Source organism: Pseudoalteromonas sp. SCSIO 43088, from assembly GCF_023650795.1.
GTDB classification, from domain to species: Bacteria; Pseudomonadota; Gammaproteobacteria; order Enterobacterales; family Alteromonadaceae; genus Pseudoalteromonas; species Pseudoalteromonas shioyasakiensis.
In genome coordinates this window covers 2,299,022-2,325,006 of record NZ_CP072675.1, presented here as the reverse complement: position 1 = coordinate 2,325,006, position 25,985 = coordinate 2,299,022, and the positions used below count along the sequence as shown (strand labels likewise).

24 protein-coding genes are annotated in these 25,985 nt (G+C 41.3%); 12 read left to right on the top strand and 12 right to left on the bottom strand.

Features of this window, described 5'->3' with window-relative positions; translation table 11 throughout:
* Window positions 1-46 precede the first annotated feature (46 nt).
* The 7 genes from J8Z28_RS21850 to adk all read left to right on the top strand — a co-directional run bounded on the left by J8Z28_RS21850 (window position 47) and on the right by adk (window position 7,223).
* Window positions 47-169, top strand: a complete 123-nt coding sequence (locus tag J8Z28_RS21850) for a hypothetical protein (RefSeq protein ID WP_254907726.1) — start codon at window positions 47-49, stop codon at window positions 167-169.
* A 161-nt stretch (window positions 170-330) separates the two neighbouring features.
* On the top strand, window positions 331-876 hold the full coding sequence (apt, locus tag J8Z28_RS10710; protein ID WP_054551549.1) for an adenine phosphoribosyltransferase: 546 nt from the start codon (window positions 331-333) through the stop codon (window positions 874-876).
* A gap of 3 nt (window positions 877-879) precedes the next feature.
* Window positions 880-3,318 carry a DNA polymerase III subunit gamma/tau gene (gene dnaX / locus J8Z28_RS10705; protein ID WP_054561735.1) on the top strand — a complete coding sequence of 813 codons (2,439 nt, stop codon included), beginning with the start codon at window positions 880-882 and terminating at the stop codon, window positions 3,316-3,318.
* Between the two features lie 59 nt (window positions 3,319-3,377).
* Window positions 3,378-3,704: a YbaB/EbfC family nucleoid-associated protein gene (locus J8Z28_RS10700; RefSeq protein ID WP_054551547.1), complete on the top strand. Its 327-nt coding sequence runs from the start codon at window positions 3,378-3,380 to the stop codon at window positions 3,702-3,704.
* Window positions 3,705-3,714: 10 nt separating this feature from the next.
* Window positions 3,715-4,323: a recombination mediator RecR gene (gene recR / locus J8Z28_RS10695; protein ID WP_054551546.1), complete on the top strand. Its 609-nt coding sequence runs from the start codon at window positions 3,715-3,717 to the stop codon at window positions 4,321-4,323.
* Between the two features lie 161 nt (window positions 4,324-4,484).
* On the top strand, window positions 4,485-6,398 hold the full coding sequence (htpG, locus tag J8Z28_RS10690; RefSeq protein WP_054561733.1) for a molecular chaperone HtpG: 1,914 nt from the start codon (window positions 4,485-4,487) through the stop codon (window positions 6,396-6,398).
* Window positions 6,399-6,578: 180 nt separating this feature from the next.
* The gene (gene adk, locus J8Z28_RS10685; RefSeq protein WP_036967590.1) at window positions 6,579-7,223 is read left to right on the top strand and encodes an adenylate kinase; all 645 of its coding nucleotides are present in this window, start codon (window positions 6,579-6,581) and stop codon (window positions 7,221-7,223) included.
* 70 nt (window positions 7,224-7,293) lie between these two features.
* On the opposite strand, the gene tpx is transcribed toward adk, so the two are convergent.
* Entirely contained in the window at window positions 7,294-7,875 is a 582-nt protein-coding gene (tpx, locus tag J8Z28_RS10680) for a thiol peroxidase (protein WP_054561732.1), read from the bottom strand.
* 205 nt (window positions 7,876-8,080) lie between these two features.
* On the opposite strand from tpx, the gene J8Z28_RS10675 reads away from it, so the two are divergent.
* Both J8Z28_RS10675 and J8Z28_RS10670 read left to right on the top strand, forming a co-directional pair.
* Complete coding sequence (locus J8Z28_RS10675) at window positions 8,081-9,085, top strand: response regulator (RefSeq protein WP_054561731.1); 1,005 nt, start codon at window positions 8,081-8,083, stop codon at window positions 9,083-9,085.
* A 3-nt stretch (window positions 9,086-9,088) separates the two neighbouring features.
* On the top strand, window positions 9,089-10,051 hold the full coding sequence (locus J8Z28_RS10670) for a sensor domain-containing diguanylate cyclase (RefSeq protein WP_250659400.1): 963 nt from the start codon (window positions 9,089-9,091) through the stop codon (window positions 10,049-10,051).
* A 55-nt stretch (window positions 10,052-10,106) separates the two neighbouring features.
* Here J8Z28_RS10670 and J8Z28_RS10665 read toward each other — a convergent pair whose 3' ends face one another.
* The 5 genes from J8Z28_RS10665 to J8Z28_RS10645 all read right to left on the bottom strand — a co-directional run bounded on the left by J8Z28_RS10665 (window position 10,107) and on the right by J8Z28_RS10645 (window position 16,586).
* On the bottom strand, window positions 10,107-10,988 hold the full coding sequence (locus tag J8Z28_RS10665; protein WP_054561729.1) for a universal stress protein: 882 nt from the start codon (window positions 10,986-10,988) through the stop codon (window positions 10,107-10,109).
* Window positions 10,989-10,994: 6 nt separating this feature from the next.
* Entirely contained in the window at window positions 10,995-12,509 is a 1,515-nt protein-coding gene (locus tag J8Z28_RS10660; RefSeq protein ID WP_054561728.1) for a SpoVR family protein, read from the bottom strand.
* Window positions 12,510-12,529: 20 nt separating this feature from the next.
* Entirely contained in the window at window positions 12,530-13,816 is a 1,287-nt protein-coding gene (locus J8Z28_RS10655) for a YeaH/YhbH family protein (protein WP_054561727.1), read from the bottom strand.
* Between the two features lie 26 nt (window positions 13,817-13,842).
* Window positions 13,843-15,765, bottom strand: a complete 1,923-nt coding sequence (locus J8Z28_RS10650) for a PrkA family serine protein kinase (RefSeq protein ID WP_250659399.1) — start codon at window positions 15,763-15,765, stop codon at window positions 13,843-13,845.
* 239 nt (window positions 15,766-16,004) lie between these two features.
* Window positions 16,005-16,586, bottom strand: coding sequence for a superoxide dismutase (locus J8Z28_RS10645; protein ID WP_054551537.1), 582 nt, complete (start codon window positions 16,584-16,586; stop codon window positions 16,005-16,007).
* Window positions 16,587-16,850: 264 nt separating this feature from the next.
* Here J8Z28_RS10645 and J8Z28_RS10640 point away from each other — a divergent pair, with 264 nt between their 5' ends.
* On the top strand, window positions 16,851-17,189 hold the full coding sequence (locus tag J8Z28_RS10640) for a Grx4 family monothiol glutaredoxin (RefSeq protein WP_054551536.1): 339 nt from the start codon (window positions 16,851-16,853) through the stop codon (window positions 17,187-17,189).
* 116 nt (window positions 17,190-17,305) lie between these two features.
* A complete protein-coding gene (locus J8Z28_RS10635; RefSeq protein WP_250659398.1) occupies window positions 17,306-18,202 on the top strand; it encodes a hypothetical protein in 897 nt (298 codons plus the stop codon).
* 11 nt (window positions 18,203-18,213) lie between these two features.
* Here J8Z28_RS10635 and nfi read toward each other — a convergent pair whose 3' ends face one another.
* Window positions 18,214-18,882, bottom strand: a complete 669-nt coding sequence (nfi, locus tag J8Z28_RS10630; protein WP_054561725.1) for a deoxyribonuclease V — start codon at window positions 18,880-18,882, stop codon at window positions 18,214-18,216.
* Between the two features lie 115 nt (window positions 18,883-18,997).
* Here nfi and J8Z28_RS10625 point away from each other — a divergent pair, with 115 nt between their 5' ends.
* Window positions 18,998-19,918 carry a hypothetical protein gene (locus J8Z28_RS10625; RefSeq protein WP_054561724.1) on the top strand — a complete coding sequence of 307 codons (921 nt, stop codon included), beginning with the start codon at window positions 18,998-19,000 and terminating at the stop codon, window positions 19,916-19,918.
* Between the two features lie 115 nt (window positions 19,919-20,033).
* Here J8Z28_RS10625 and J8Z28_RS10620 read toward each other — a convergent pair whose 3' ends face one another.
* From J8Z28_RS10620 to J8Z28_RS10600, 5 genes are all read right to left on the bottom strand, one after another.
* A complete protein-coding gene (locus J8Z28_RS10620) occupies window positions 20,034-21,323 on the bottom strand; it encodes a sensor histidine kinase (protein ID WP_250659397.1) in 1,290 nt (429 codons plus the stop codon).
* Window positions 21,323-22,651 (bottom strand): sigma-54-dependent transcriptional regulator, encoded by a 1,329-nt coding sequence (locus J8Z28_RS10615; protein WP_209326473.1) that lies wholly within the window; start codon window positions 22,649-22,651, stop codon window positions 21,323-21,325. The genes J8Z28_RS10620 and J8Z28_RS10615 overlap by 1 nt, the downstream gene beginning before the upstream one ends.
* Window positions 22,652-22,732: 81 nt before the next feature.
* Window positions 22,733-23,938, bottom strand: coding sequence for an ABC transporter permease (locus J8Z28_RS10610; RefSeq protein ID WP_235383194.1), 1,206 nt, complete (start codon window positions 23,936-23,938; stop codon window positions 22,733-22,735).
* 11 nt (window positions 23,939-23,949) lie between these two features.
* Window positions 23,950-25,263: an ABC transporter permease gene (locus J8Z28_RS10605; RefSeq protein ID WP_250659396.1), complete on the bottom strand. Its 1,314-nt coding sequence runs from the start codon at window positions 25,261-25,263 to the stop codon at window positions 23,950-23,952.
* A 2-nt stretch (window positions 25,264-25,265) separates the two neighbouring features.
* A complete protein-coding gene (locus J8Z28_RS10600) occupies window positions 25,266-25,973 on the bottom strand; it encodes an ABC transporter ATP-binding protein (RefSeq protein WP_054551528.1) in 708 nt (235 codons plus the stop codon).
* Window positions 25,974-25,985 lie beyond the last annotated feature (12 nt).

The following is a 25,985-nucleotide window of genomic DNA, read 5'->3' as shown; positions in this document are numbered from 1 at the left end:
TATTATGTGCGCCTTATTTTGTCGTGCTTAAATAAAGGTAGTAACTATGTCGAATGATAAAGACTTTAAAGATCCGTTCAATGCAACTTATTTCATTGCGTTTTTAGCTGTATTCGGTGGCATTGGCTGTCTAAACGCTATTCTTGGTTGGATCACTTCTTTATCTTAATCTGCGTAAGCAAATTTAAGACAATAGGCTGCATAATGCAGCCTTTTTTATAGTTGATATTTCTTGTTAAGTGATTAATTTCGAAACTTGCTACCGACTTTCTACTAAGGTGGTGTTATACTCTCGAGCTTTGTTAGATAAACTTTTTGAGCAGTATAATTATGACTCAAGCAACTTCAACGCTCATCAAACAGAGCATTGCAACGATCGCTGATTACCCAAAGCCGGGCATTATGTTCCGCGACGTAACAACTTTAATGGCTAATGCTGACGCATTTAAAGCAACTATCGACAGCTTTATTGCAGCATATAAAGACCAAGGTTTTACAAAAATCATCGGTACTGAATCTCGTGGTTTTATCTTCGGTGCACCACTTTCTTATGCACTAGGTATTCCATTCATTCCAGTTCGTAAACCAGGCAAACTTCCTCGCGAAGTGATTTCACAAAGTTACCAATTAGAGTATGGTGAAGATATTCTTGAGCTTCATACAGACGCAATTGTCCCTGGCGATAAAGTGTTACTGGTAGATGACTTACTGGCGACAGGTGGCACAATCGAAGCAACTGCAAAATTAGTTGCTAAACTAGGCGGTAACGCAACTGATGCCGCATTTGTTGTTTCTTTACCAGAGCTGGGTGGTGAGCAACGAGTTGCTGATATGGGCATCAAAATCTTAAAGTTGGTTGAATTCGAAGGCGAATAATTAATGAGTTATCAGGTTCTGGCAAGGAAATGGCGACCACAAACCTTTCATGAGTTAGTGGGGCAGTCTCATGTTAAACAGGCATTGGTTAATGCATTAACACAAAATAGACTCCATCATGCTTATCTCTTTACTGGAACCCGTGGGGTGGGTAAAACAACCATCGCACGTATATTCGCAAAAAGTCTCAACTGCGATAAGGGTATCTCTGCTGAGCCATGCGGCCAATGTTCAAGTTGTACTGACATTGAAGCAGGCCGTTATATCGATTTGTTAGAAATCGATGCGGCATCACGTACCAAAGTAGAAGATACCCGCGAAATCCTTGATAACGTTCAATACGCACCAACACGTGGTCGTTACAAGGTATACCTAATCGATGAAGTTCACATGCTGTCAAAGCACAGTTTCAATGCATTACTAAAAACATTGGAAGAGCCGCCAGAGCATGTGAAGTTTTTATTAGCGACAACCGATCCGCAGAAACTGCCAGTGACGATTTTATCGCGTTGCTTACAGTTTAATTTAAATGCTTTGTCGCAATCAGAAATTCATGATCAGCTTGCCCATGTTCTTAATCAAGAGCAGCTAAGTTTTGATGATAAATCATTGTCTATTTTAGCTAAGGCAGCCGATGGTAGTATGCGTGATGCACTGAGTCTTACAGACCAAGCAATTGCGCAAACCAATGGCAATATTAATCATCAGGCTGTGCAAACTATGCTTGGCTTGATGGATACTCAATATAGCCAAACCATGTTAGCAGCGTTATTGTGCCAAGATGGCGATGCATTACTTCAAGAAGTAAAAGCGGTCGTTAGCCGAAACCCTAACTTTGTAGCTTTGCTCGACGATTTAATTGCCCTGACGCATCTTATTCAGCTTGTGCAACTTGTGCCTAGTGCAGCGGCACTTGATGATACTAACCGAGATTTTATTGAGCAGGTGGCACAAACCACTGATGCACAGCAGATGCAGGTTTACTACCAATTGCTATTAAATGGTAAAAAAGATTTGCAATGGGCACCCGATGCTAAACTTGGCTTTGAAATGATCATGTTGCGACTGCTTGCATTCCAACCTACGCAATTTGCACAAAGCCAAACACCAACGAATACCCAGCAACAGGTTAAGCCAAGTGGTGCCGGTGCACTGCGTGATATTTTGAAAAAATCTACGGCGCAACGTGAACAAGCAGCTTCAGAGCAAGCACCAGTTGCACATAGCTCTGCACAGACAACTGCTGTTCCTTCAGAGCCTCAGCCAACACAAGCTGAGCCTATTCAAGCAGCCAAGGCAGAAACGGTACATAGCCATGAGCCTGCCCAGCAAGTTGAAGCAACAGCAGAAGAGCAGCCTGATGTTGGTCAACAGCCTCAGCAATCTGTTGAAACTGCAATGGCCGCTGAAGTTCAACCAGCGCCTCAACACCAAGAGCAAAGCCACTCAGAGCAAGTGCCTGCAGCTGAGTACTCATCACCAGAGTATTCTTCGCAAGATTATATGGACGATCATGATGCGCAAATGGACCCATCACTTGCTGCGCAATACGATGATGTGATGAATAGCGCCTATGATCAGGGCTTTACTGCCAATGAAGCATCTGCGCCTCAGCAACAGCAAACTGCACCTGCACAATTACAACAGCAGCAAAGTCAGGCGCAGTCGGCCATTGCTCGTATTTTACAAGACCGCAATATTTCAGGTGCCGGGCGTTTAAGTGGTGCACCAACGCAAACTCATGCTAAAGCAGAACCACAGCCTGAAGCTAAGCCCAAAGCAGAGCCGCCAGCGCAACAAAGCACAGCCACGACCAATATTCAGTCTCAGCAGCAAGCAATGGCTGCTGAAGTAAAAAAGCCCATCCCCCAGCAAACGGGGGAGAGCAGTAGTAAAGTAAAAAAAGTCGACTTTCGAGAAAAGCATCAAACAATCACCGAAAACTTAGCGCCAGAGTTACTTGAGCAGATCAATCCACAAAAAGCGCCAGAGCCAGTAGTTGAAGAAGCCAGCATTCCGATACCTGATGATTTTGAAAGCCCGATCAGCAGTATTAAATTTGCACACGAACAAGACGAATGGGCGTATTTAATTAAACGCATGGGACTGGGTGGTCGCATGCGCCAATTTGCGCTGCATTCAATCTTTACCAAGCAGAATAATCAGCTACACATTGAAGTTGATTCATCACAGCGCCATTTAGATAGCGCAGTGCTTAGACAAAAGCTCAATGCCGCATTAAGTGAAATTTACGGCCATAATGTTGAGCTTAGTATCGAGTTTGCTGATGGCGTAATTGATTCACCGTATTTGATTCAACAAAAAATTGATGCGGGACGTCATCAACAAGCGATTGATGTAATAAATAGCGATGAAAATATAGTGCAATTTCAGCAGTTATTTAGCGCTATAATCGATGAAAACAGTATTCAGGCATTGTAATTAGTTACAATAGCCCTTATCTTCATGCCAATTAAAGTAGTTTAGAAAGAGAGACAGTTATGTTTAAAGGTGGAATGGGTAACATGATGAAGCAAGCGCAGCAAATGCAAGAGCGCATGCAAAAAGCCCAAGAAGAAATCGCAAACCTTGAAGTTGTAGGTGAAGCAGGTGCAGGCCTAGTTAAAGTAACTATGCTTGGTAACCACAATGTTCGTCGTGTTGAATTAGATGACAGCCTAATGGAAGACGACAAAGACATGATCGAAGATTTATTAGCGGCAGCGTGTAATGATGCTGTTCGTCGTGTTGCTGAAGAAACTCAAGAGCGCATGAGCAAAGTAACTGGCGGTATGCAATTACCACCAGGTATGAAAATGCCATTCTAAGTGATTTTGTATGCAACTATCTCCTAGTTTAACACAGCTAATTGAAGCGTTACGATGCCAGCCGGGCATAGGTCCTAAGTCGGCACAGCGCATTGCTTTTCATTTGCTTGAGCGTGACCGTCAAGGTGGTAAACAGCTTGGTCATGCATTAACCAAGGCAATGGATGAAGTAGGGCACTGTCAATCTTGTCGTACTTTTACAGAGCAAGCTGTATGCGATATTTGTTCAAGTGTTAAACGCCAAGATAGTGGTTTATTGTGTGTGGTCGAATCACCAACCGATGTACTCGCTATTGAGCAAACTGGTCAATACCAAGGTCTTTACTTTGTTTTAATGGGTCACTTGTCGCCAATTGATGGCATAGGACCAAAAGAAATTGGCCTTGATATTCTTGAAAGCAAGTTGCAACAAGGCGGCATTAATGAGGTGATCCTCGCGACCAATCCAAGTGTTGAAGGTGAAACCACAGCCCACTACATTGCTGAGCTTTGTCATAAATATCAGGTAGGTGCATCTCGTATTGCTCACGGAGTCCCTGTTGGTGGTGAGCTCGACTTACTCGATGGTATGACATTGATGCACGCATTTAGCGGACGACGCGCCGTAAACCAAAACTAATACCGAAAATGGTATCAAAAGCCTGCTTTAAGCAGGCTTTTTTGTGTATAGCCCCCCAATTTAGCCGTAAATTTAATTTTTTGCCTTGAAGTTCAAAAAGCCTGCCCCATATAAAGAGTCATAGTGCAGATTAGACACTTTGTTAATTGGAGATTTACACAATGACTGCAGCACAAAAAGAAACATTAGGCTTTCAAACAGAAGTCAAACAACTATTAAACCTGATGATTCATTCTCTTTACTCTAATAAAGAGATTTTCCTACGTGAGCTTGTATCAAACGCGTCAGATGCGGCAGATAAATTACGTTTCCTTGCGCTTTCTAATGGCGATTTATACGAAAACGATGCGGAACTAAAAGTACGTATCAGTGCCGATAAAGAAGCAAACACGGTCACCATTACTGATAATGGTATTGGTATGAGCCGTGAAGATGTGATCAATTCACTAGGTACAATTGCAAAATCAGGCACCGCAGAATTTTTCCAAAACCTAACTGGTGACCAAAGCAAAGATTCACAATTGATTGGTCAATTTGGTGTTGGTTTTTACTCAGCGTTTATCGTTGCTGACAAAGTAACAGTACGTACGCGTAAAGCAGGTGAAAGCCAAGGTATTGAATGGCAATCTGCAGGTGAAGGTGAGTACACATTACAAGAGATTGATAAACCATCACGTGGTACCGAAATCATTCTTCACCTTCGTGAAGACGAAACAGAGTTTGCTGATGAGTTCCGTCTACGTAGCATCGTAACTAAATATTCAGACCATATTTCTATTCCAGTTGAGATGTATAAAGCAGAAGTACCTGAATCTGAAGGTCCTGACGGCGAGAAAATTCCAGCACAGCCAGGCGAGTGGGAAGGTATTAACCGCGCAACAGCACTATGGACTCGTGATAAGTCAGAAGTAACAGACGAAGAGTACAAAGAGTTTTATAAGCACATCGGTCATGATTGGGAAGAGCCACTAAGCTGGGCACATAACAAGGTTGAAGGTAAAACTGAATACACGAGCTTGTTATACATCCCGAAAAAAGCACCTTTCGATTTATGGAACCGTGAGCGTCAATCTGGTTTAAAACTGTATGTACAACGCGTTTTCATTATGGATGACGCTGAGCAGTTCATGCCAAGCTATTTACGTTTTGTGAAAGGTTTACTTGATTCAAACGACTTACCACTTAACGTGTCACGTGAAATTTTACAAGACAACAAAGTAACGCAAGCAATCCGTAAAGGTTGTACATCGCGCGTACTTAAAATGCTTGAGCGTATGGCGAAAAACCGCGAAGAAGATTACCAATCTTTCTGGAATGAGTTTGGTCAGGTGTTAAAAGAAGGCCCAGCTGAAGATGCGGCTAACAAAGAAGCCATTGCTAAGCTATTGCGTTTCTCTTCTACACATACAGATGAGAGCACACAAAATGTATCGCTTGAGCAATATATTGAGCGTATGAAGCCAGAGCAAGACAAAATCTACTATGTAGTTGCTGATTCATTCGCTGCAGCGAAGAACTCACCACATTTAGAGATCTTCCGTAAGAAGGGCATCGAAGTATTGCTTCTAAGCGATCGTGTTGATGAGTGGATGATGAGCTACTTAACAGAGTTCAACGAAAAATCATTCCAGTCAATTACCCGTGGTGACTTAGATTTAGGCAACATGGATGACGAAGAAACGAAAAAAGCGCAAGAAGAGTCAGAAAAAGAAGTTGCTGGCCTAGTCGAGCGTATTAAAACAGCACTAGGTGATAACGTTAAAGACGTACGCTTTACGCACCGTCTAACTGACTCGCCTGCATGTGTTGTTGCTGATGAGCACGATATGAGCTCGCAAATGCAAAAGTTAATGGAATCAGTTGGTCAAACAGTGCCTGAGCAAAAGCCAATTTTTGAGCTTAACCCAGAGCATCAGCTTGTTAAACACCTAAATGTTGAACAAGACGAAGACAAGTTTGCTCAGTGGTCACAAGTACTTTTAGATCAAGCATTACTGGCTGAGCGCGGTACTTTAAAAGACCCTGCAGGCTTTGTAACTCGTTTGAACAAACTTATGCTAGATTTAAGCAAATAAGCGTTTTAGCTGAATGAGTTGGAAAAGGGAGCAAGGCTCCCTTTTTTATTGCCGCTAATATAGGCAATTGGTATAAGTTACTTGAGGTATAGCCTTAGTTGTGGAAGAATTCAGGCTCTAAAAACAAAACTCCACTGATCGACCATTTTTTAAGATTAGTATCACACAGAGGACAATGATATGCGCATTATTCTTTTGGGCGCGCCGGGTGCAGGTAAAGGTACTCAAGCTCAGTTTTTGATGGACAAATACGGTATTCCACAAATTTCTACGGGCGATATGCTGCGTGCAGCAATCAAAGAAGGTACACCACTTGGTCTTGAAGCTAAAAAAGTAATGGATGCAGGTCAATTAGTATCTGACGAAATTATTATCGGTCTAGTTAAAGAGCGCATTGCTAAGCCAGATTGTGAAAAAGGTTTCTTACTAGACGGTTTCCCTCGTACTATTCCTCAAGCAGATGCAATGAAAGAGAATGGCGTGGTAGTTGATCACGTTATCGAATTTGACGTTGCTGATGAAATTATCGTTGAGCGTATGGGCGGCCGTCGCGTACACCCTGGCTCTGGTCGTGTTTATCACGTTGTTTATAATCCACCTAAAGTTGATGGTAAAGATGACATCACAGGTGAAGACCTAATCATTCGTGATGACGACACTGAAGAAACAGTTCGTAAGCGTTTAGGTATTTACCACGACCAAACTAAACCATTAGTTGATTACTACCAAGCTGAAGCGAAAGCAGGCAACACTCAGTACCACAAATTAGACGGTACTCAAGCTGTTGAAGCTGTTAGCCAACAACTTGGTGAGCTTTTAGGTTAATAGCCTAATTGTTGACATAAAAAACCGCCGTTGGGCGGTTTTTTTGTATCTGTATTACTGTCTTCTGGTATTACAGTTTCTTTAATGCCGCAATAGCACTGTCGTAATCAGGCTCTTTTGAAAGGTTATCGACAAGCTGCTTGTAAACGATGTTATGTTCTTTATCGAGCACAAATACGGCGCGGGTTAACAAGCCCATATCTTTGATAATCAAACCGTAGTTCTTACCAAAGTCACGCCATACTGAGTCAGATAAAGTCACTACTTTGTCTATATTCTCCGCTTTACAAAAACGCTTCTGTGCGAACGGTAAGTCTGCGCTTAAGGTTAGCATCGCCACACTTGGGTATTCTGAAGCAACTTTTTCATTAAAGTGTTTGGTTTGAATACTACATACACCGGTGTCTAAACTTGGCACAACGCTTAAAAGCACGGCTTGGCCTTGATAGTTGTCTAGTGTTACTGGCGTAAAGCTGCCATCTACTACTTTAAAATTAGGCGCTTTTTGACCAACTTCAACACCTTGTCCTAGTAAAGTGACTGGCTTAGACTGGGCAGAAACCTTACCAGCATCTAAACTATTTTCTGATAAATCACCTGCATAACTAAACGTGCACACTGCACTTAATGCAAATATAAGTGGACGTAACATAATAAGATTCCTTCAAATTAACGCATTTAACATCAGTGTATTATACTCATGAGGTGGCTCCAAGGATTAGTGCAATTTAAAATTGTAAATAACCAGTAGTTTGATTAACATGTGTTCGTGACCCTATTTTTTATATATAAAAATAAGAATAAAGTTGCTAGGCTAATTTGTGTCTAGTTAAAAAGTACGGATTTAGAGAGAGAGTATGTCAACATCGGTATTAGTTTGTGATGATTCAAAGTTAGCTCGTCGACAATTAGCACGCTCTTTACCCGATGATTGGGATATTAAAGTTGAGTTTGCTGAAGACGGTGTTCACTGTATTGAGCAAATCAAAAAAATTCAGCCTGAAATACTGTTTCTCGATTTAAACATGCCTGAAATGGATGGCTACGAAGTACTTCAAGCTATTCAAGAACAAGACCTTCATGTTCTCACCGTGGTTGTGTCTGGTGATATTCAGCCTAACGCTCACCAACGTGTGCTTGAGTTAGGCGCTATCGACTTTATTCAAAAACCTTGCTCTGCAGAAAAGCTTGCTAATATCATCGAGCACCATGGCATTAAAGATAAAGCCATGCGTGAGCGCCTTGCTAATAAGCTAGGTGAGCAAGTTGACCCTGATGTACGTGACATCTATCAAGAGCTCACAAACGTGGCTATGGGGCAAGCAGGGGACTTATTAGCGCGTCTTCTTAATGTATTCGTAAAGCTTCCTATTCCTAATGTAAATGTATTAGAGGTAAATGAGCTCGATATGGCTTTACGCTCGATTGATGCGAATGCCACTACATCTGGTGTGTGCCAAGGTTTTATTGGTGGTGGTGTATCTGGTGAAGCCTTATTGCTATTAAATGATTCAAGTTTTAAAGAAATTGCGTCACTTATGAATTACGAAGGCGAGCTTAACGATAAAGTTGAGCTTGAGCTGCTGATGGATGTCAGTAATATTCTAATTGGCGCGATTTTATCAGGGCTTTCTAAACAGCTTGATATGCGTTTTAGCCAAGGTCATCCTGTGGTGCTAGGACAGCATTGTGATGTGACCGATTTAGTAAAAGCCAATAAATCTCGCTGGCAACGAACGCTGGCGATTGAGATCAGCTATGGCATCGAAAATCACAATATTAACTGTGATTTGATGTTGCTGTTCACCGAGGACTCATTAAAAACCCTTAAGTACAAAGTAGCTTATTTATTAGAAGACTAAACTATGCCTGCAGCCGATTTTAATATGAATGAACTCCATTGGTTAATGGATATGTTTAATACAGTTGATGTAGGCCTAGTGGTGCTCGATAGAGACTACAAAGTATGCATCTGGAATGGGTTTATGGAAAACCATTCCAGCTTATTGCCAAGCGCGGTAAAAGATAAAGACCTGTTTGACTTATTTCCATCAATTGATGAAAAATGGTTTCGCAGCAAATCTGAATCTGTGTTCATTCTAAATAATCGCTCGTTTACTATTTGGGAGCAGCAGCCGTATATTTTCCGTTTTAAAAATTACCGTCCGATTACCGGTAAAGCGGATCATATGTATCAAAATGCCACTTTTATTCCGCTGACGACGACCACAGGTGAAGTATCGCATATCTGTATCATTATCTATGATGTAACCGATGAAGCGGTGAATAAAAAAGAGCTAGAAGAAGCCAACAGTAAGCTTGAACAAATGAGCCGTACCGATGCACTTACTAAGCTTACTAACCGTGGTTATTGGGAAGAAAAGCTACGCAAAGAATATATGCGCATTGTGCGCAGTGGCGGATGTAGCAGTTTGTTGATGTTTGATATTGACCACTTTAAAAAGGTTAATGATGAGCATGGCCATCGTGGCGGTGATGAGGCACTGCGTCATATTGCAGACTTACTACGTAAAACTCTGCGTGAAACAGACTTAGCAGGTCGCTATGGTGGTGAAGAGTTTGCGGTAACCTTGCTTGATACTGATCATGAGGGTGCGCATATCTTTGCTGAGCGATTAAGAACACTGATTGAGAACTCATCAATTTACTTTGATGGCAAACAAATTCAACTGACGGTCAGTATTGGTTTTGCCTGCTTCGACGAGAAGTTTGATCGCTACGAAAAGTGGGTTGAAGCAGCCGATAAAGCCTTATATCACTCAAAAGAAAACGGCCGTAACAAGGTCACAGCTTATACAGATTTATAAACAAACAAGGGGCAAATAAGCCCCTTTTTGATATTTATTTGATTAAGTTTGCGGATTAAACCCCAAGTGGCGGTAGAACAAGAATATCTGTTTTAAGTAGCTTCATGACTTTTTCGGCAGTATTACCAATTAAATGACCTTTAATACCCGTATTACCTACCGACCCCATAATCACTAAGTCTGCATTTAATTTAGCTGCAACACTTGGGATCACTTGCTCAACGACACCGGCTTTGATTTTAAGCTTGTCTTTTAAGTCGTGGGCTTCGATTAAGGTACGCTGTGCTACGGGTAGCTTTTCAAAGGCGTTAATTACTTGCTCGTCTGAAAAGACAATGCCTAAATCACGTAAAAACGGCGATACATGTACGGTATAACAAGCGTAAAACTCGCTGTCGTAGTCTTTAGCATAGGCTAAGCCTGCTTTGATAATTGCTTCGTTTAAACAGTATTTAGTCGCCTTTTCGCTGCCTAAATCAAGGGCTGCCAGTACATTGGTATTGTTACGCCACTTGTTATCGGCGGCCAAATAAAGCGGTAGTGGACTAAAGCGAATAAGCTGCCAGTCTAGCTCTGTAAATTGCGTTTCTTCGTCGATGTGGCGAGTTTTAATCACCATTTCATAGTCTGACGTATCAAGCTCATTGGCTAGCCACTGTACTGGGCTTTCATGCCACAGGGTTTGCAAAGTATAGCTACCATCATCTAAATGCTCACTGATAAGTGGACCAAGTGCTGCACGGACTTTAGCGAGCTCTTTGTCTTGAATAGCGAGCGCTTCATCAGGTGGAATAGAGAATAAAATGTTATTGGTGTCTTCGTAGCTAAAAGCAACAATATCAATATGCTTCATGCCTTTGGCTTTTTGCTTTGCATGTAATATAGACGTTTTAGCATCGGCTGGAGAGTCGATGATCACCAGTATTTTTTTATTCATTTTTGGCTACTCTGTTGTGTGTCGGGTATCACTGCTTGGGCATTCACCCAATAATGAAACTTCACCTGTTGCGGTTTCTTGTTCCAGTTTTACCTTAAAGCCCCATAGCCTGTAAAGGTGTTTTAACACTTCATCTTTTGATTTAGCTAACGGAATATTGTTATGTGGTACATAACGCAGAGTGAGTGAACGATCTCCTCTAATATCAACATTATAGACTTGGATATTTGGTTCGTGATTACTTAGATTGTATTGTGCCGACAGAGTTTCACGAACCTGATGATAGCCCATTTCATCATGGATGGCACCGACATTGAGAGTCGGCTCTTTTTCATGATCAATAATGGTAAACAACTTAAAATCACGAATAATTTTTGGCGATAAAAACTGGCTAATAAAGCTCTCATCTTTAAAGTTTTGCATTGCAAAGTGCAGGGTTTCTAACCAATCACTGCCGGCATACTCCGGAAACCATTTCTTGTCTTCTTCTGTTGGGTTTTCGCAAATACGGCGAATATCAACCATCATGTTAAAGCCAAGAGCATAGGGGTTGATCCCTGAATAATAATTGCTGTTATAGGGCGGTTGATACACCACATTGGTGTGACTTTGTAAAAACTCAAGCATAAAGGCATCGGTGAGCTTACCTTCGTCGTACAGGTGGTTCAAAATGGTGTAATGCCAAAACGTAGCCCAGCCCTCATTCATCACTTGAGTTTGTTTTTGTGGGTAAAAATATTGCGAAATTTTACGAACAATTCGAATTATTTCTCGTTGCCATGACTCTAGCAGCGGCGCATTTTTTTCGATGAAGTACAAAATGTTTTCTTGTGGCTCTTCTGGAAAACGACGCTCACGCTTTTTCGACTCTTGCTGCGAAGTAGGGATTGTGCGCCACAACTCGTTGACTTGCGATTGTAGGTAGTCTTCACGTTCTTGTTGGCGTTTTTGTTCTTCAAAAAGTGAAATACGTTGCGGGCGTTTGTAGCGGTCTACACCATAATTCATTAACGCATGGCATGAATCAATCAGGTTTTCGACCTCGGTAATACCGTATTTCTCTTCGCACTTGGCAATGTAATTTTTGGCAAATAATAAGTAATCGATAATTGAGCTGGCATCAGTCCAGGTTTTGAATAAGTAATTGCCTTTAAAAAATGAGTTGTGACCATAGCAGGCGTGGGCCATTACCAAGGCTTGCATAGGCAGTGTGTTTTCTTCCATTAAATAGGCAATACACGGGTCTGAGTTAATAACTATTTCATAAGCAAGGCCCATTTGCCCACGTTTATAGTTTTGCTCTGTTTGAATGAATTTTTTACCATACGACCAGTGGCTGTAGCCAATCGGCATACCCACACTCGAATAGGCATCCATCATTTGTTCAGCAGTGATCACCTCAATTTGATTCGGGTAGGTATCGAGTTTATAAATTTTCGCTACCCGTTCAATTTCAGTTTGATACTCTGTTAATAGATCAAATGTCCAATCAGGACCGTCGCTAATACGTTTATCGGCCATACTTTACCTCACTGGCAAGGCTATGCGGCGCCTTGCTGCTGACGATTCTTTTTAAATAATTCACGGAAAATAGGGTAAATGTCCTCAACGCCACGAATGTGCTGCATGGCAAAATTGTCGTGGGTTTGCACTATTGATTGATACTCTCGCCATAAACTTTGATGAGCACGAGCGGTAATTTCGATGTAGGCGTAATAGCGCACCGCCTTTAACAGTTTATTACGTAAAATTTCGCCACAGTTTGGCGAATCATCAGCCCAGTTATCACCATCAGAGGCTTGCGCTGCGTAAATATTCCACTCTTCAGGGTTATAACGTTCAGCGATTATTTCGTTCATCAGTTTTAATGCACTAGATACTATGGTGCCACCCGTTTCTTGAGAATAGAAAAACTCTTGCTCATCGACTTCTTTCGCTTGGGTATGATGGCGAATATAGACAACTTCTATATTTTTGTAGCTACGAGTTAAAAATTGATAAAGCAGAATATAAAAGCGTTTTGCCATGTCTTTCGTTGCTTGATCCATCGAGCCAGACACATCCATTAAACAAAACATGACTGCTTTGCTTGTTGGGTGTGGTTGCTTTTCATAATTACGAAAACGTAAGTCGTAATTATCAATAAAAGGCACTGCTTTAATGCGGTTTTGCAACTCCTCAATTTGGCGTTCAAGTAAGGCAATTGCCGCCTTGTCTGGCTGCTGTTCAGCTTGTAGCAGAGCGAGCTGGCCTTCAAGCTCAGCAAGGTGACGTTTTTTGCCTGCAGTCATCGCCACTCTGCGAGCAAGCGAGCCTTGCAATGAGCGAACAATATCAATATTGCTTGGCATGCCGTCGTTACAAAAACCAGCGCGATGGGTTTTCATTTGCACCAGTTTATCGAGCTGGTTTTGTTGCAGGTTAGGCAGCTCAAGATCTTCGAACAATAAGTCTAAGTATTCATCTTTTGAAATAGAGAATACAAAGTCGTCTTGTCCTTCACCAGAGTCACTGGCTTCACCTTCGCCACTACCACCACCTTGACCGCCCCCTTGGGGGCGCTTGATTTTGTCGCCCGTAGAAAACTGGTCATTGCCTGGGTGGATCTGTTCACGGTCGCCACCACGTCCTTGATGAAAAATTGGCTCACTGATATCACGTTGCGGAATAGAGATACTCTCGCCGCTGGTGGTATCGGTTACGCTGCGCTTATTAATGGCATCAGATACCGCTTCTTTAATCTGTTTTTTATAACGCCTGATGAACCGTTGACGATTCAAGGTACTTTTGTTTTTTCCATTCAGGCGTCGGTCAATAAAATGCGCCATAACAACCCCCTTAAAACAAACGTTTTTTACTGCGATTTTCTAACGCGTAAATACCATTCAGAAAGTAAACGTACTTGTTTTTGGGTATAGCCTTTCTCAACCATACGATTGACAAAGTCTTCGTGTTTTTTCTGATCTTCTGCAGAGGTTTTCGCATTGAAGGAAATAACCGGCAGCAGATCTTCGGTATTTGAGAACATTTTCTTCTCAATAACTGTGCGAAGTTTTTCGTAGCTGGTCCAAAGCGGATTCTTGCCTTGGTTGTGGGTACGCGCCCGCAGTACGAAATTAACTATCTCATTACGGAAATCTTTAGGGTTTGAAATACCCGCAGGTTTTTCAATCTTCTCAAGCTCTGCGTTAAGCGCAGCACGGTCAAATAACTGGCCAGTATCTGGGTCGCGGTATTCTTGATCTTGGATCCAGAAATCTGCATAAGTGACGTAGCGGTCAAAGATGTTTTGCCCATATTCTGAGTAAGATTCTAAATAGGCTGTTTGTAACTCTTTCCCGATAAACTCTACATACTGAGGAATGAGGTATCCTTTTAAGTGGCTTAAGTAACGCTCTTCAACATCGGCGGTAAATTGCTCTCGCTCAATTTGCTGTTCAAGAACATAGAATAAGTGCACTGGGTTGGCTGCCACTTCAGTGGTATCGAAGTTAAATACCCGCGATAGGATCTTAAACGCAAAGCGGGTAGAAAGCCCTGTCATGCCCTCATCAACACCCGCGTAATCGCGGTATTCTTGATACGACTTCGCTTTCGGATCGGTGTCTTTTAAGCTTTCGCCGTCATAGACCCGCATTTTTGAATAAATACTTGAGTTTTCTGGCTCTTTAATACGCGAAAGAGTGGTAAATTGTGCCAGTGTTTTTAATGTCCCCGGTGCACAAGGGGCATCATGTAATTCACTGTTTTCGAGTAGTTTATTGTAAATTTTAACTTCTTCAGATACACGTAAACAATAAGGCACTTTGACGATGTAAACACGGTCTAAAAATGCTTCATTGTTTTTGTTGTTCTTAAATGTTTGCCACTCAGATTCATTTGAGTGAGCTAAAATCATGCCATTGAACGGCAGGGCACTAATGCCTTCTGTGCCGTTGTAATTGCCTTCTTGCGTTGCTGTTAGCAGTGGGTGTAGCACCTTGATTGGCGCTTTAAACATTTCCACAAATTCCATTAAGCCTTGGTTTGCTAAACAAAGTGCACCTGAGTAGGCATACGCATCAGGGTCGTTCTGTGCAAAGTGCTCAAGCTGGCGAATATCTACCTTACCAACTAACGCTGAAATGTCTTGATTGTTTTCATCGCCGGGCTCAGTTTTCGCAATCGCAACTTGATTTAAAATAGATGGGAAGCGCTTAACCACTCTAAATTGGCTAATATCACCATTAAATTCACTTAAGCGTTTTGCGGCCCACGGTGACATCACTGTTTTTAAATAACGCGGTTTAATGCCGTATTCTTTTTCTAAAAGCTCTGCGTCTTCATTTGGGTCAAATAAGGCTAAAGGGTGGTCGTTAACAGGCGAGCCTTTAATTGAGTAAATAGGTACCTGCTGCATTAAGTATTTTAGCTTTTCAGCAATGGATGATTTACCGCCACCTACTGGGCCAAGTAAATACAGTACTTGCTTACATTCTTCTAAGCCTTGCGCAGCATGTTTTAAATAAGAGACGATTTGCTCAATGGCATCTTCCATACCATAAAAATCGTGAAATGCAGGGTAGCGTGCGACTACGCGATTAGAAAACAGCCTGCTTAAGCGCGCATCGGTTGAAGTGTCGATAATCTCCGGCTCACCGATGGCCATTAATAGCCGCTCAGGTGCGCTGGCATAAGCTGATTTATCCTTCTTACAGATCTCGAGAAATTCCTCAATACTGTATTCTTCTTCTTGCGCTGCTTCGTATCGTGATTGGTAATGCTCAAAAATACTCATAGAGACCTCCGAAAACCCGCTAAAATGACGTGTAATTAGATTAAGAGAAAAGCAAAGGCTAATTAAAGCTTAGTCACGATTTTGAATTTTTGCGCAAGAAAATTAAGAATTTAATTGAAAAAAGCTCATCTTGATTACGCTTTTTGGCTGAGGGCTTGGCTGCGACTTAGAAGGGGCGTGCACTGGCAATAAAAAAGACGCCGAAGCGTCTTTTTTTGATTACTGCTAGTAACAGAAGATTAAGCGAAGTTAGCGTTCGCGAAGTCCCAGTTAACTAATGCCCAGAAACCTTTTAGGTAATCTGGACGAACGTTACGGTAATCGATGTAGTAAGCGTGTTCCCAAAGATCCACTGTTAGGATTGGAGTAACACCTTCATCAGTTAAAGGCGTTGCAGCATTTGATGTGTTAACGATATCAAGTGTGCCGTCAGCTAGTTTAACTAACCAAGTCCAGCTTGAACCGAAGTTGTTTACTGCTTTGTCGTTTAACGCTTCTTTGAATGCGTCGAAAGAACCCCATTTAGCGTTGATCGCGTCGGCGATTGCGCCTGTAGGCTCGCCACCGCCGTTTGGAGATAGGCTGTTCCAGTAGAACGTGTGGTTCCAGATTTGTGCAGCATTGTTAAATACGCCACCTTCTGAAGAACATACGATTTCTTCTAGAGATTTGTTTTCGAATTCTGTGCCTGGGATCAGACCGTTTAATTTCACAACGTAAGTGTTGTGGTGTTTACCGTGGTGAAACTCTAGAGTCTCTTTTGAAATATGTGGCTCTAATGCATCGATTGCGTATGGTAGTGACGGTAGTTCAAATGCCATTTTTTATCTCCATCTTCTTGGTTGATAGTCCACTCAGTTATAGGTAATAGCAAGGTAAACCGCGTACTTCCCTATACCAAGTGGTATTATAGTGTTACTATAATTGTTGAGTATTTTACTCAAGTTTTAGCAAACAGCAATGCTATTGCTAAAGACTATTTAAAATTGTGGCTACGAATGCCGATTTTAAGTTATATATCTGAGGCCACAGTGAAACTTTTTCAAGGCCAATGTAGTAAGCCAATGTCTTTTTTGAGGTTGTAAATGGAAACCATCGATAAAATTAAACAGCAAATTTCTGAAAATCCTATCCTTCTTTACATGAAAGGATCACCAAAGTTACCTAACTGTGGTTTTTCTTCACAAGCATCACAAGCACTTATGGCGTGTGGTGAGCAGTTTGCTTACGTTGACATTCTACTTAACCCAGATATCCGTGCAGAGTTACCTGCATACGCAAACTGGCCAACATTCCCACAGTTATGGGTAGAAGGCGAGCTTATCGGTGGTTGTGACATTATCATCGAAATGTTTCAACGTGGTGAATTACAGCCACTAATCACTGAAACAGCAGCAAAGTACAAAGAAAAAGACGCTGAATAATTATATTTAGTGTAGAAAGAAGCCGCTGATTGCGGCTTTTTTTATACCTATTTTCTTAGTTAAGTACAACTTAAAAATAAAATGCATGTTCAATTTTCTGCTGGGTTGATTATTAAATGAAATGTGAAGCTCCACCACTTGTTGTGTCTGGTGCGCTAGTAAAACAGGAAAGTTCCTACTTTTTCAAAGGGGTGCCTTTTACGGGGGTTGCGATTTTCACTGAAAGCGGGGTTGTTGTTAGCAAAAAGCAATTTTTTAAAGGCGAAATATTAGGAGATTACAATTTTCCTTATATCGATATTAAAGGGCTTGAGTTATTAGATAGTATCATTGATGAAAAATGGGATGGAAACTTACAGCTTTTTCATGAAGGTAAGCCTTTTAATGGTGTTGTTTATGAGATTGCTTATGACTGGTTGTGTGATGTACGTTGTATCATTGAAGGGTGGGAATTAGATGGTTTGTCTCAACATTTTCAAAAGCATGATTGTTACTCTGAATTAATTTATGGCGCTGGTCCTATTCAGTATGAATATATATGGAATGAGCCTTCAGTGTTGTCTTATTACAAAGTGAAGGTTCAAGCTGGGGATAAAAGAAGTTTAAAGTTATCATTTAATAAAGAGAATAAGCTTCGTGGTATATATATCTATAAGAGTATTGACGATATCTTTTCTTTGAATGCTAAGGTTGATGACTCACCGCTAAAAATCACGAGTTTTAGCGATATAAAAAAATTGCTTTCTGATAATGTTATAGAGCTTAGCTTAAAAGACGTAACGGATGTAAAATTTACAGAATTATTGCCGTCGCTGTTAGAGTTCCCAGTTAATACGCTTTTAGTTTCAAATATTAGCTGGGGTGTTTTATACGAGCTGAAAAAACATGCTTGGCTGGAGCTAGAAGAACTAAGCTTTCACCATTTAGTTAATTTAACACTAGATGAGGTCATTTCTTTTCGAAATGATAATTTTAAGAAGGTAAAAATATTATACAAACTTAAGCTTTATTAATGAGTTAAGATTTATGTTTTTTCATAAGTCTTTTCTCTATGTTCTTTTAAAGTTTTATTTACCAGTTGATCAGCTTGACGTGTTGTCTCGGGAAGTCGGTATTTAGGCGTTAGCTTGAGTACCCACTCAACTGCTGTATCTAAAGATACTTTATGGCCAATAGATACATAAACAGGTTTAATGTTATCTTGTGTGCGTAACACTTTGCCAATAACTTCGTCGTTATCTAATAAATCTGCTGTTGCGCCGCGGTGTTCTGCAAGTTTATTAAACTCGCCTAATAACTTGGTTTTTCCGCAACCTATGGTGGGGATATCTAATATGACACCCAAGTGGCAAGCAAGACCAAAACGCCGTGGATGTGCAAGGCCATGGCCATCGCAAACAATTAAATCAGGTGTTATGGCCAGTTTGTTATATGCATTTAAAAGCGGTGGCACTTCACGAAATGAAAATAGCCCTGGTATATAAGGAAAGCTGATGGGCTCAATACTAGTTTGTACTTCAAGTACTTTTAATGTATCAGCATTCAGTACCGCAATTGCGCCAACAACTTCAGATGATTGTTCGTTATAAGCAACATCGACACCAGCAATTGTCTTAACACACTGCTTTTCATCGGATGCTCTTACTTTTTTAGAGAGCGACAGCTGTGCTTCTCTTAAACTATTGATATCCATAAAATCTTAAAAATTCTAAGTATAATGTGAGATTTTATCATAATTAAAAAATGCTAGTTGTATGAAAAAAATAAAGTTTATTATTACTCCTCAAAAAAGCAGGTACATGTAAATAATGAATAAAAACTTAGAAAAATTTTTACGAAAGCGTAAGCGTGCAATCAAAGGCCCGGAAAAGTATAAAAATATTTTTGAGGATAATATTGTTAGAATTACTCACTATATTGAGCATGGTAAAACCCAGGGAGAAGAGTTTTCTAATGAGCGATTACCTTTTGCTCCTTGGGAAAAGCTTAATATTGAACTGTCAGGCCAATGTAAAATTTACGAAAATATTGCACAGGCTAGTTTAGTTAAGGACAGCGTGATTGATGCAGAGCACTTAAGTTATTATTTAAATTATGGATACTATGAATTAGCAATTGCGCATATAAAGCAAAAACGCTGTTTTATTCGTTTTGGAGTTGAAAACGAAGGAGTTATTTCACCTGGCAGTGTATTTCAATTAGCTACAGCTGTTTTATTACATCAGTATGATTATGCTCGGCAATTTTATAGATTATTCGAAAACGGTTATATGAAAAACTGGATAAACCGCTCAAAAAGTCATATTGGTGATTTTATCATCTTGTTGTTTGATAGGGCGAAAGGTGATAATACCCTAAAGCCGATTGTAGATGACTTTGCTTATCAAGCTATTTTAGATAACTGGGATAGTACAGACTTAACAAAAGTTACCGCTTATCTAAATCAGTTATGTGATGATCAAGTCGCTCAGGTTGCATCACCACCGAGTAAGATGTTTTTTGAGTTCGATAATATGAACTGGCAATTTACACCTTATGCTGCACTTATGCTGCTAACGCTAAGAGCACAACATGGCCTTGAAAACCCTGATTTTGATCACCCAGGTTTTGGCAATGTTACTTCTTTACTACTAACTCAGCCTGTAGCCCCTCAAAAAGATGAGGTGCTTGAACAACTCGTTGCCAAGTTACATGAGCAAGGTTTCAACGAAAAGGCTTTACTAGCATAGAGGTTTAAATAAGTGGTAATTTAATCAGTATGATACGGCTTAGCATTGCAAAAGCTCATATTATGTTACGGGTTTCTTTGTTAATCATGATCCATATCGAATGTGTTAAAGGCTATTAGGGCAGCATAACATGGACGCTTAATCCACCTTGCTCGCGGTTATGTAAGCTGATTTGCCCGTGGTGTGCTTCAACTATTTCCCTGCAAAGTGCTAACCCTAAGCCACTACCTGTTGCTTTGGTTGAGTAAAAGGGAATAAGTGCGTTCGCCATTACAGCTTCACTCATACCTTTGCCTTTATCACTCACCATGATGTGTGTGCCACTTGCTTCTTGTTGCACTGTTAAGCTGACATCTTCGGGGTTTGACCCTGACTCATAGGCATTTTTTAATAGGTTTATAAGTAACTGTTCGAGCTGAGTGTGATCAGCATCAGTTGTCACTCGCTCATCAAGTGAGACCTCGACCTGCCACTGACTTTTTAATTGCTCAATCAGCGTCGGCCAGTTAATCGTTGATAGTTGAGGGGTGGGTAACTTGGCAAATTTACCATAGCCTTGCACAAACTCATTAAGGTGTTTTATGCGCTCTCCAATGGTGGTAAATACCCGTTTTAAGCGTGGCTCGTCAACTTCTTTTGTTAAAAGTTGCGCGCTATGAAGCATAGACGACATTGGTCCAAGGGAGTTGTTAAGCTCATGGCTAATAATACGAATAACTTTTTTCCAAACCTCTACTTCTTGGCGGCTTAGTTCACGGGTCAGTTGTTTAAAAACATACAGTTGGTGAAACTGATTATTAAGTAATAATCGACCTGTTGCCATATGCCAAGTTTGTGATTCTTGATCTGCTTTGTCGAGGGTAAATAAGCCATCAACGCCTTTGTGAATGGCACGCGTTAATTGCTCGCAGCTTGAATCTAATAAATGTTCAAGCTTGGCGCCTTCAAGGGCTGATTTAGCATCGAGTAAACTGCGAGCACTGTGGTTGCTATACACAATAAAGCCTTGGTCGTTAGTCAAAAGTACAGCTTGTGGCGAGCTTTGCAGTACTTTGTCGAGCATTAGCTCACGCTGATAAATCCATTGCTTTTCTTGGCGAAGCTGTTTTGCGGTTTGGTTATAAAGCCGGCATAAATCACCTAGCTCATCACTGCCATCATAGGCTAATAATGTGGCCAGCTCACCATCTTTAAAATTAAGCAGCCCGGTTTCGAGCGAGTTCATGCCATCAATGAGCGGAGCTGATAATTGCGCGGCAAAAAATCCGCTGATCAAGGTGCAAGCACTCAGGGCAAATAGGCTGTAAAGCAAGCTTATGCCCGCAAAATAACAAACCAATATAAGCGGCAATGCAGGCGCTGCAATACACAAAGTGATGATTTTATATCGAAACGAAAAACGCATTAGTATTCAATCTTAAATTTATCAAGCCTGCGATAAAGCGCTTGGCGGCTTAAGCCAAAATGGCGAGCCACTTTAGCAATCACACCTTTGTATTCGCGCATGGCAAGCTCAATCTCTTGTTTGTTAGGCTCTGCTCTTGTTTGTGTTGGGCTGTTTGTTTCAACTTGTAAGCCAAAATCAGCAAGCTCAATCACCCCTGTGGGTTTTAAAACTGCAGCACGTTTACAGGCATTTTCAAGCTCACGAACATTACCCGGCCAACTATGGGCGAGCAGGGCTTTTTCTGTACTTAGCGACAGTGTGCGCTCAGGTAAAAAGTGTGCGACTAAAGCTAAAATATCATCTGGGCGATGGGCAAGGCTTGGTAAATTTAACTCAATCACATTTAAGCGGTAGTAAAGGTCTTCTCGAAATTGACCTGTTTTAATTGCATGGCTTAAATCTTCATTGGTAGCTGAAATCACCCGCACATTCACTTTACGAGTTTGTGTTGAACCTAAACGTTCAAATTCACCGGTTTGTAAAATGCGTAATAATTTCATTTGCCCAGAAAGTGGTAAATTACCAATTTCGTCTAAAAATAGGGTGCCACCATCGGCCGCTTCAAAACGACCAATACGCTGTTTAGTAATACCTGTATAGGCGCCCGCTTCGGCACCAAATAATTCAGCCTCAATAAGCTCGCTTGGTAAAGCACCGGCATTAACAGTGATAAAGGGTTTATCAGCTAATAATGAATTGGCCTGTATTATTTGTGCAATGCGTTCTTTACCACTACCGTTGGGGCCTGTGATCAGTACTGAAATATCCGATTTAGCCACTTGTATCGCAAGATTAACAATGTGCTCCATAGCGGTACTTTTATAAACCAAACCCACCAAATTTGCTTGTTGTACAGATGCGTCACGTTCTTGCTGGTGGCGGGTAAAGGTTTCGTTTTGCTGTTTTGCTTTACCCAGTTCGATTAGGTTATTTACACAAGTAAGTAGCTTTGCATCGTCCCATGGTTTTGGTAAATAATCAGCAGCCCCTGCTTTGACAAGTTCAACGGCAGTAGAAAGCTCTGTCCATGCGGTGATCAAAATAATCGGTAGGTGAGGATTAATGTCTCGTAAGGCATAAAAAAGTTCTTTGCCTTCTTCGCCTGAAGTGGTGTCGGCGGTAAAGTTCATGTCTTGAATAACAAGCGCTATGCGTTGGTATTGTACGGCTTGAATTGCCTCAAACGGGTTACTTGCTGTAACAACATCAAAACCGTGAATTTCGAGTAATAACGACAATGCATCCAAAATGGCTGGGTTATCGTCGACGATCAGTATTTTTTCCATATTATTGTTTTAGTTATTTTCCTAATAAAGGTGCAAGATGAATGCTACACTGTAAATCCAGTGTAGCATAGGTTGGGAGAACTAAATTGTTCGAGTTGCAATGCTCGGTGAGATATTCGCAGCCCGTTTTGCAGGGGCAAGTACCGCTAATAAACTCATAACGAACACTGCCAGCGCAGTAGCAAGTACGTAGCTAATATCAAGCTGAGCAATTGAAAAGTGCTGCATCAGTAATTGCCCTAAATACACGGCAGCAATCACACCAATCACTAAACCAACTACACATATCATGGCGTTTTCAACTAAGAAGTAGCTGATGATGGCAGATTTTCTGGCGCCTAAAGCGCGGCGAGTGCCTATTTGTTTAGTACGCTTGCTAATATTGAACAGCGTTAGGCCGAAAATACCCAGGGCCGTCACCAACACTAAAATAGTAATAAGTACAATCAGCATGCGCATCATTAATGTGTCTTCAGCCATGTATGACTCTTTATCGTCATCTAAGCCACGAATGCGAGAAATAACACGTTTGTTGTAGTTTTTCAGCATGGCTTCTTCAACACGGTTCATGACCGATTGACGTTGACCAGGTTCTGTTCTAACCACAAAGCGTGCATTTGTACCAGGCTTAATAAAAGGCAGCAGTGCTACGTTATCTGGGCGGCTGTCTTTAAGCCATGGGCCCTTCATAAGATCAATTACACCAATTATTTTCATTGGAATATCACCAAAATAGACAGTTTGGCCTAAACCATTGCCGTCAGGGAACAGCTCATCGAGTAGAGTTTTAGTGACAACGGTTACTTTTGAAAGCTCATCATAGTTATCGGTGACGATCACTTCATCTTCGGTGTAGTTACGCCCAGCAATGAGTTTTACACCATAGGTATTGATGCCATGTTCATCGATAAACATGTATGAAGTACGGGCTGATTTACTCTCTTCAGGTGCTGGTTTTAAGCTAAAATCTGACGAAGAACCACTGCCCGAAAGCGGTGTGTTACTCGAATAAGCAGCATCGACTACCCCAGGTATTTGACGAAGCATGGCTTCATCAAGCTCATACTGCTGAGACGGAGACACATCTTTGCCAAACATCATGACATTAAAAACGAAAATGTCTTGTTCAGGGTAGCCTGTTTCTTGGCTTAAATAGCTAATTCTGTCTTGAATAATAAACGCCGCATTACTAACAATTGCAGTGGTGATGGCAATTTGGATCAGTAATAAAATGGCGCCAACTTTTGAGCGGCATAAGGCGTGAAAGATAGGTTTAATTTCTAACATGGGTGTCTTCCTTATTGGCTCTTAAGATAAATAGCAGGGTTGGTTTTACATACCAGCCAAGCAGGGTATAGACCCGCTATCACACAGGTGCTAATTGCAATCACAGGTGCGCTAAGTAGCATGGTTAAATCCATAGTGGCTAAGCTTTGGTAGTAGCTATAGCTTTGACGTACGCCTAATAAACCCACTTGCGCCAAAATAATACCCAAGATGCCACCTAAGAAACCTAACATGGCAACCTCAACAATATGTTGAAAGAATATTTGGCGTTTGCTGGCACCTAATGCGCGGCGTACACCGACCTCAGGAGCGCGGCGTAAGAACTTCGCTAGTAATAAACCTAAAATGTTGGCAAGGCATACCGCTAAAAACATAAAGCTTAGGCCAACTAGAATTTCGTTGTCTTCGCTAACAACATTGTTGTACTGCATCCACTCATTTACATCGCGTAAGGTGACGGCTAATTTTTCGCGGTTAAAACGACCTAGCTTTTGTTGCTCTTGCATATAGGCCATTAAAAAGTCTTGGTAAGCTTGTTTTTCTGCAGGTGTTTTTAGCTCAACCCAAAATTGTAACCACACCATTTCAGAATTGAGCTTGTCGTTAAAGGTATTGGTTTTTTCGTGCTTCCAACCATTGGTATTACCCCAGTTTTCAAGCTCTCGGGCTTTCATTAGGCTAAATGGTAAAAATAGTTGCTCGGTTTTATTAAATGCACCGTTATTTAGATCATAGTATTTGGTGGTGATATTCCAATCATCAATCACGCCAATAACTTCGTAACTTGCATCATCGAGAAACACCATTTTGCCTACCGGGTTTTCACCAGCAAAGAGCTTATCGTTTAATTCTTTATTGATCACCACAACAGGGGCTGCGTCGGCTTCTTGTTGCGCGCTCCAAACCCCACCATAAATAAACGATAGGTTAAACATATCGAAAAAATCAGGAGTGGTTAGTCGTGCTTGACCAATAAATGGTTTTACTTTGTCTGAGTCTAAATAAACCGAAAAACCGGTTCTAACCATAGTGACACGTTTACCACCTGCTTTGGCCTGGTTAAGGTTAACGGCATCTTGATAAGTTAATTGCAGTGGCATGTTATCGACTGTCCACCACGTACGGCCTTCATCCATGGTTTGTAACTGCACAGAATAAAGGTCGCTACTTTTTTCAGGAATAGGGTCTGCCGACATCATGTGATACACAGATAAACTTGTCATGGTAACGCCAATACCAATAGCAATGGCTAATACCATTAAAAAGCTTACAAGTGGCGTGCGCTTAAAGCTGCGCCAGCTTAAATCTAAGTAATGAAGGAACATGGTTACACTCCAGCCGCTTTAAGGTTTTGAGTGCCTTGATACAAGGTGAAGTCAGCTAGTTGGCCATCAACAACTTGGATGTTACGTGGTGCTCTGCGGGCAAGCTCTGGATCATGGGTAACCATGATGATAGTAGCGCCATCACGGTTGATTTGTTCAAGTAGCTCCATCACTTGACGCGCCATTAAACTATCTAAATTACCAGTTGGCTCATCGGCAAGTAAAAAGCGCGGTTCACCAGCAAGGGCTCTGGCAATAGCAACACGTTGTTGTTGACCACCAGAAAGTTGTTGCGGTAAATGTTTAGCGCGTGAAGCTAAACCAACTTGCTCTAGGCATTGCTCAATTCGGCGTTTACGCTCGGCGGCTTTGATACCGCGATAACGCAGTGGTACTTCAATATTTTCATAGAGGTTCAAATCTGGAATAAGGTTGAAGCCTTGGAAAATAAAACCAATTTTTTGATTACGTAAGTCAGCACGCTGGTTGTCGTTGAGCTTACCCACATCAATACCGTCTAGCATGTATTGGCCTTCGCTAAATGGTTCTAACATACCGGCGATGTTTAAAAATGTGGTTTTACCTGAGCCACTTGGGCCCGTTACGGCGATAAACTCACCTTCTTCTACTTGTAGATTAAAGTCGCGAAGGGCGTGCGTTTGTACCATATCTGTTTGATACACTTTGCTGATGTTGTTCATTGTAAGCATGTTGAATATTCC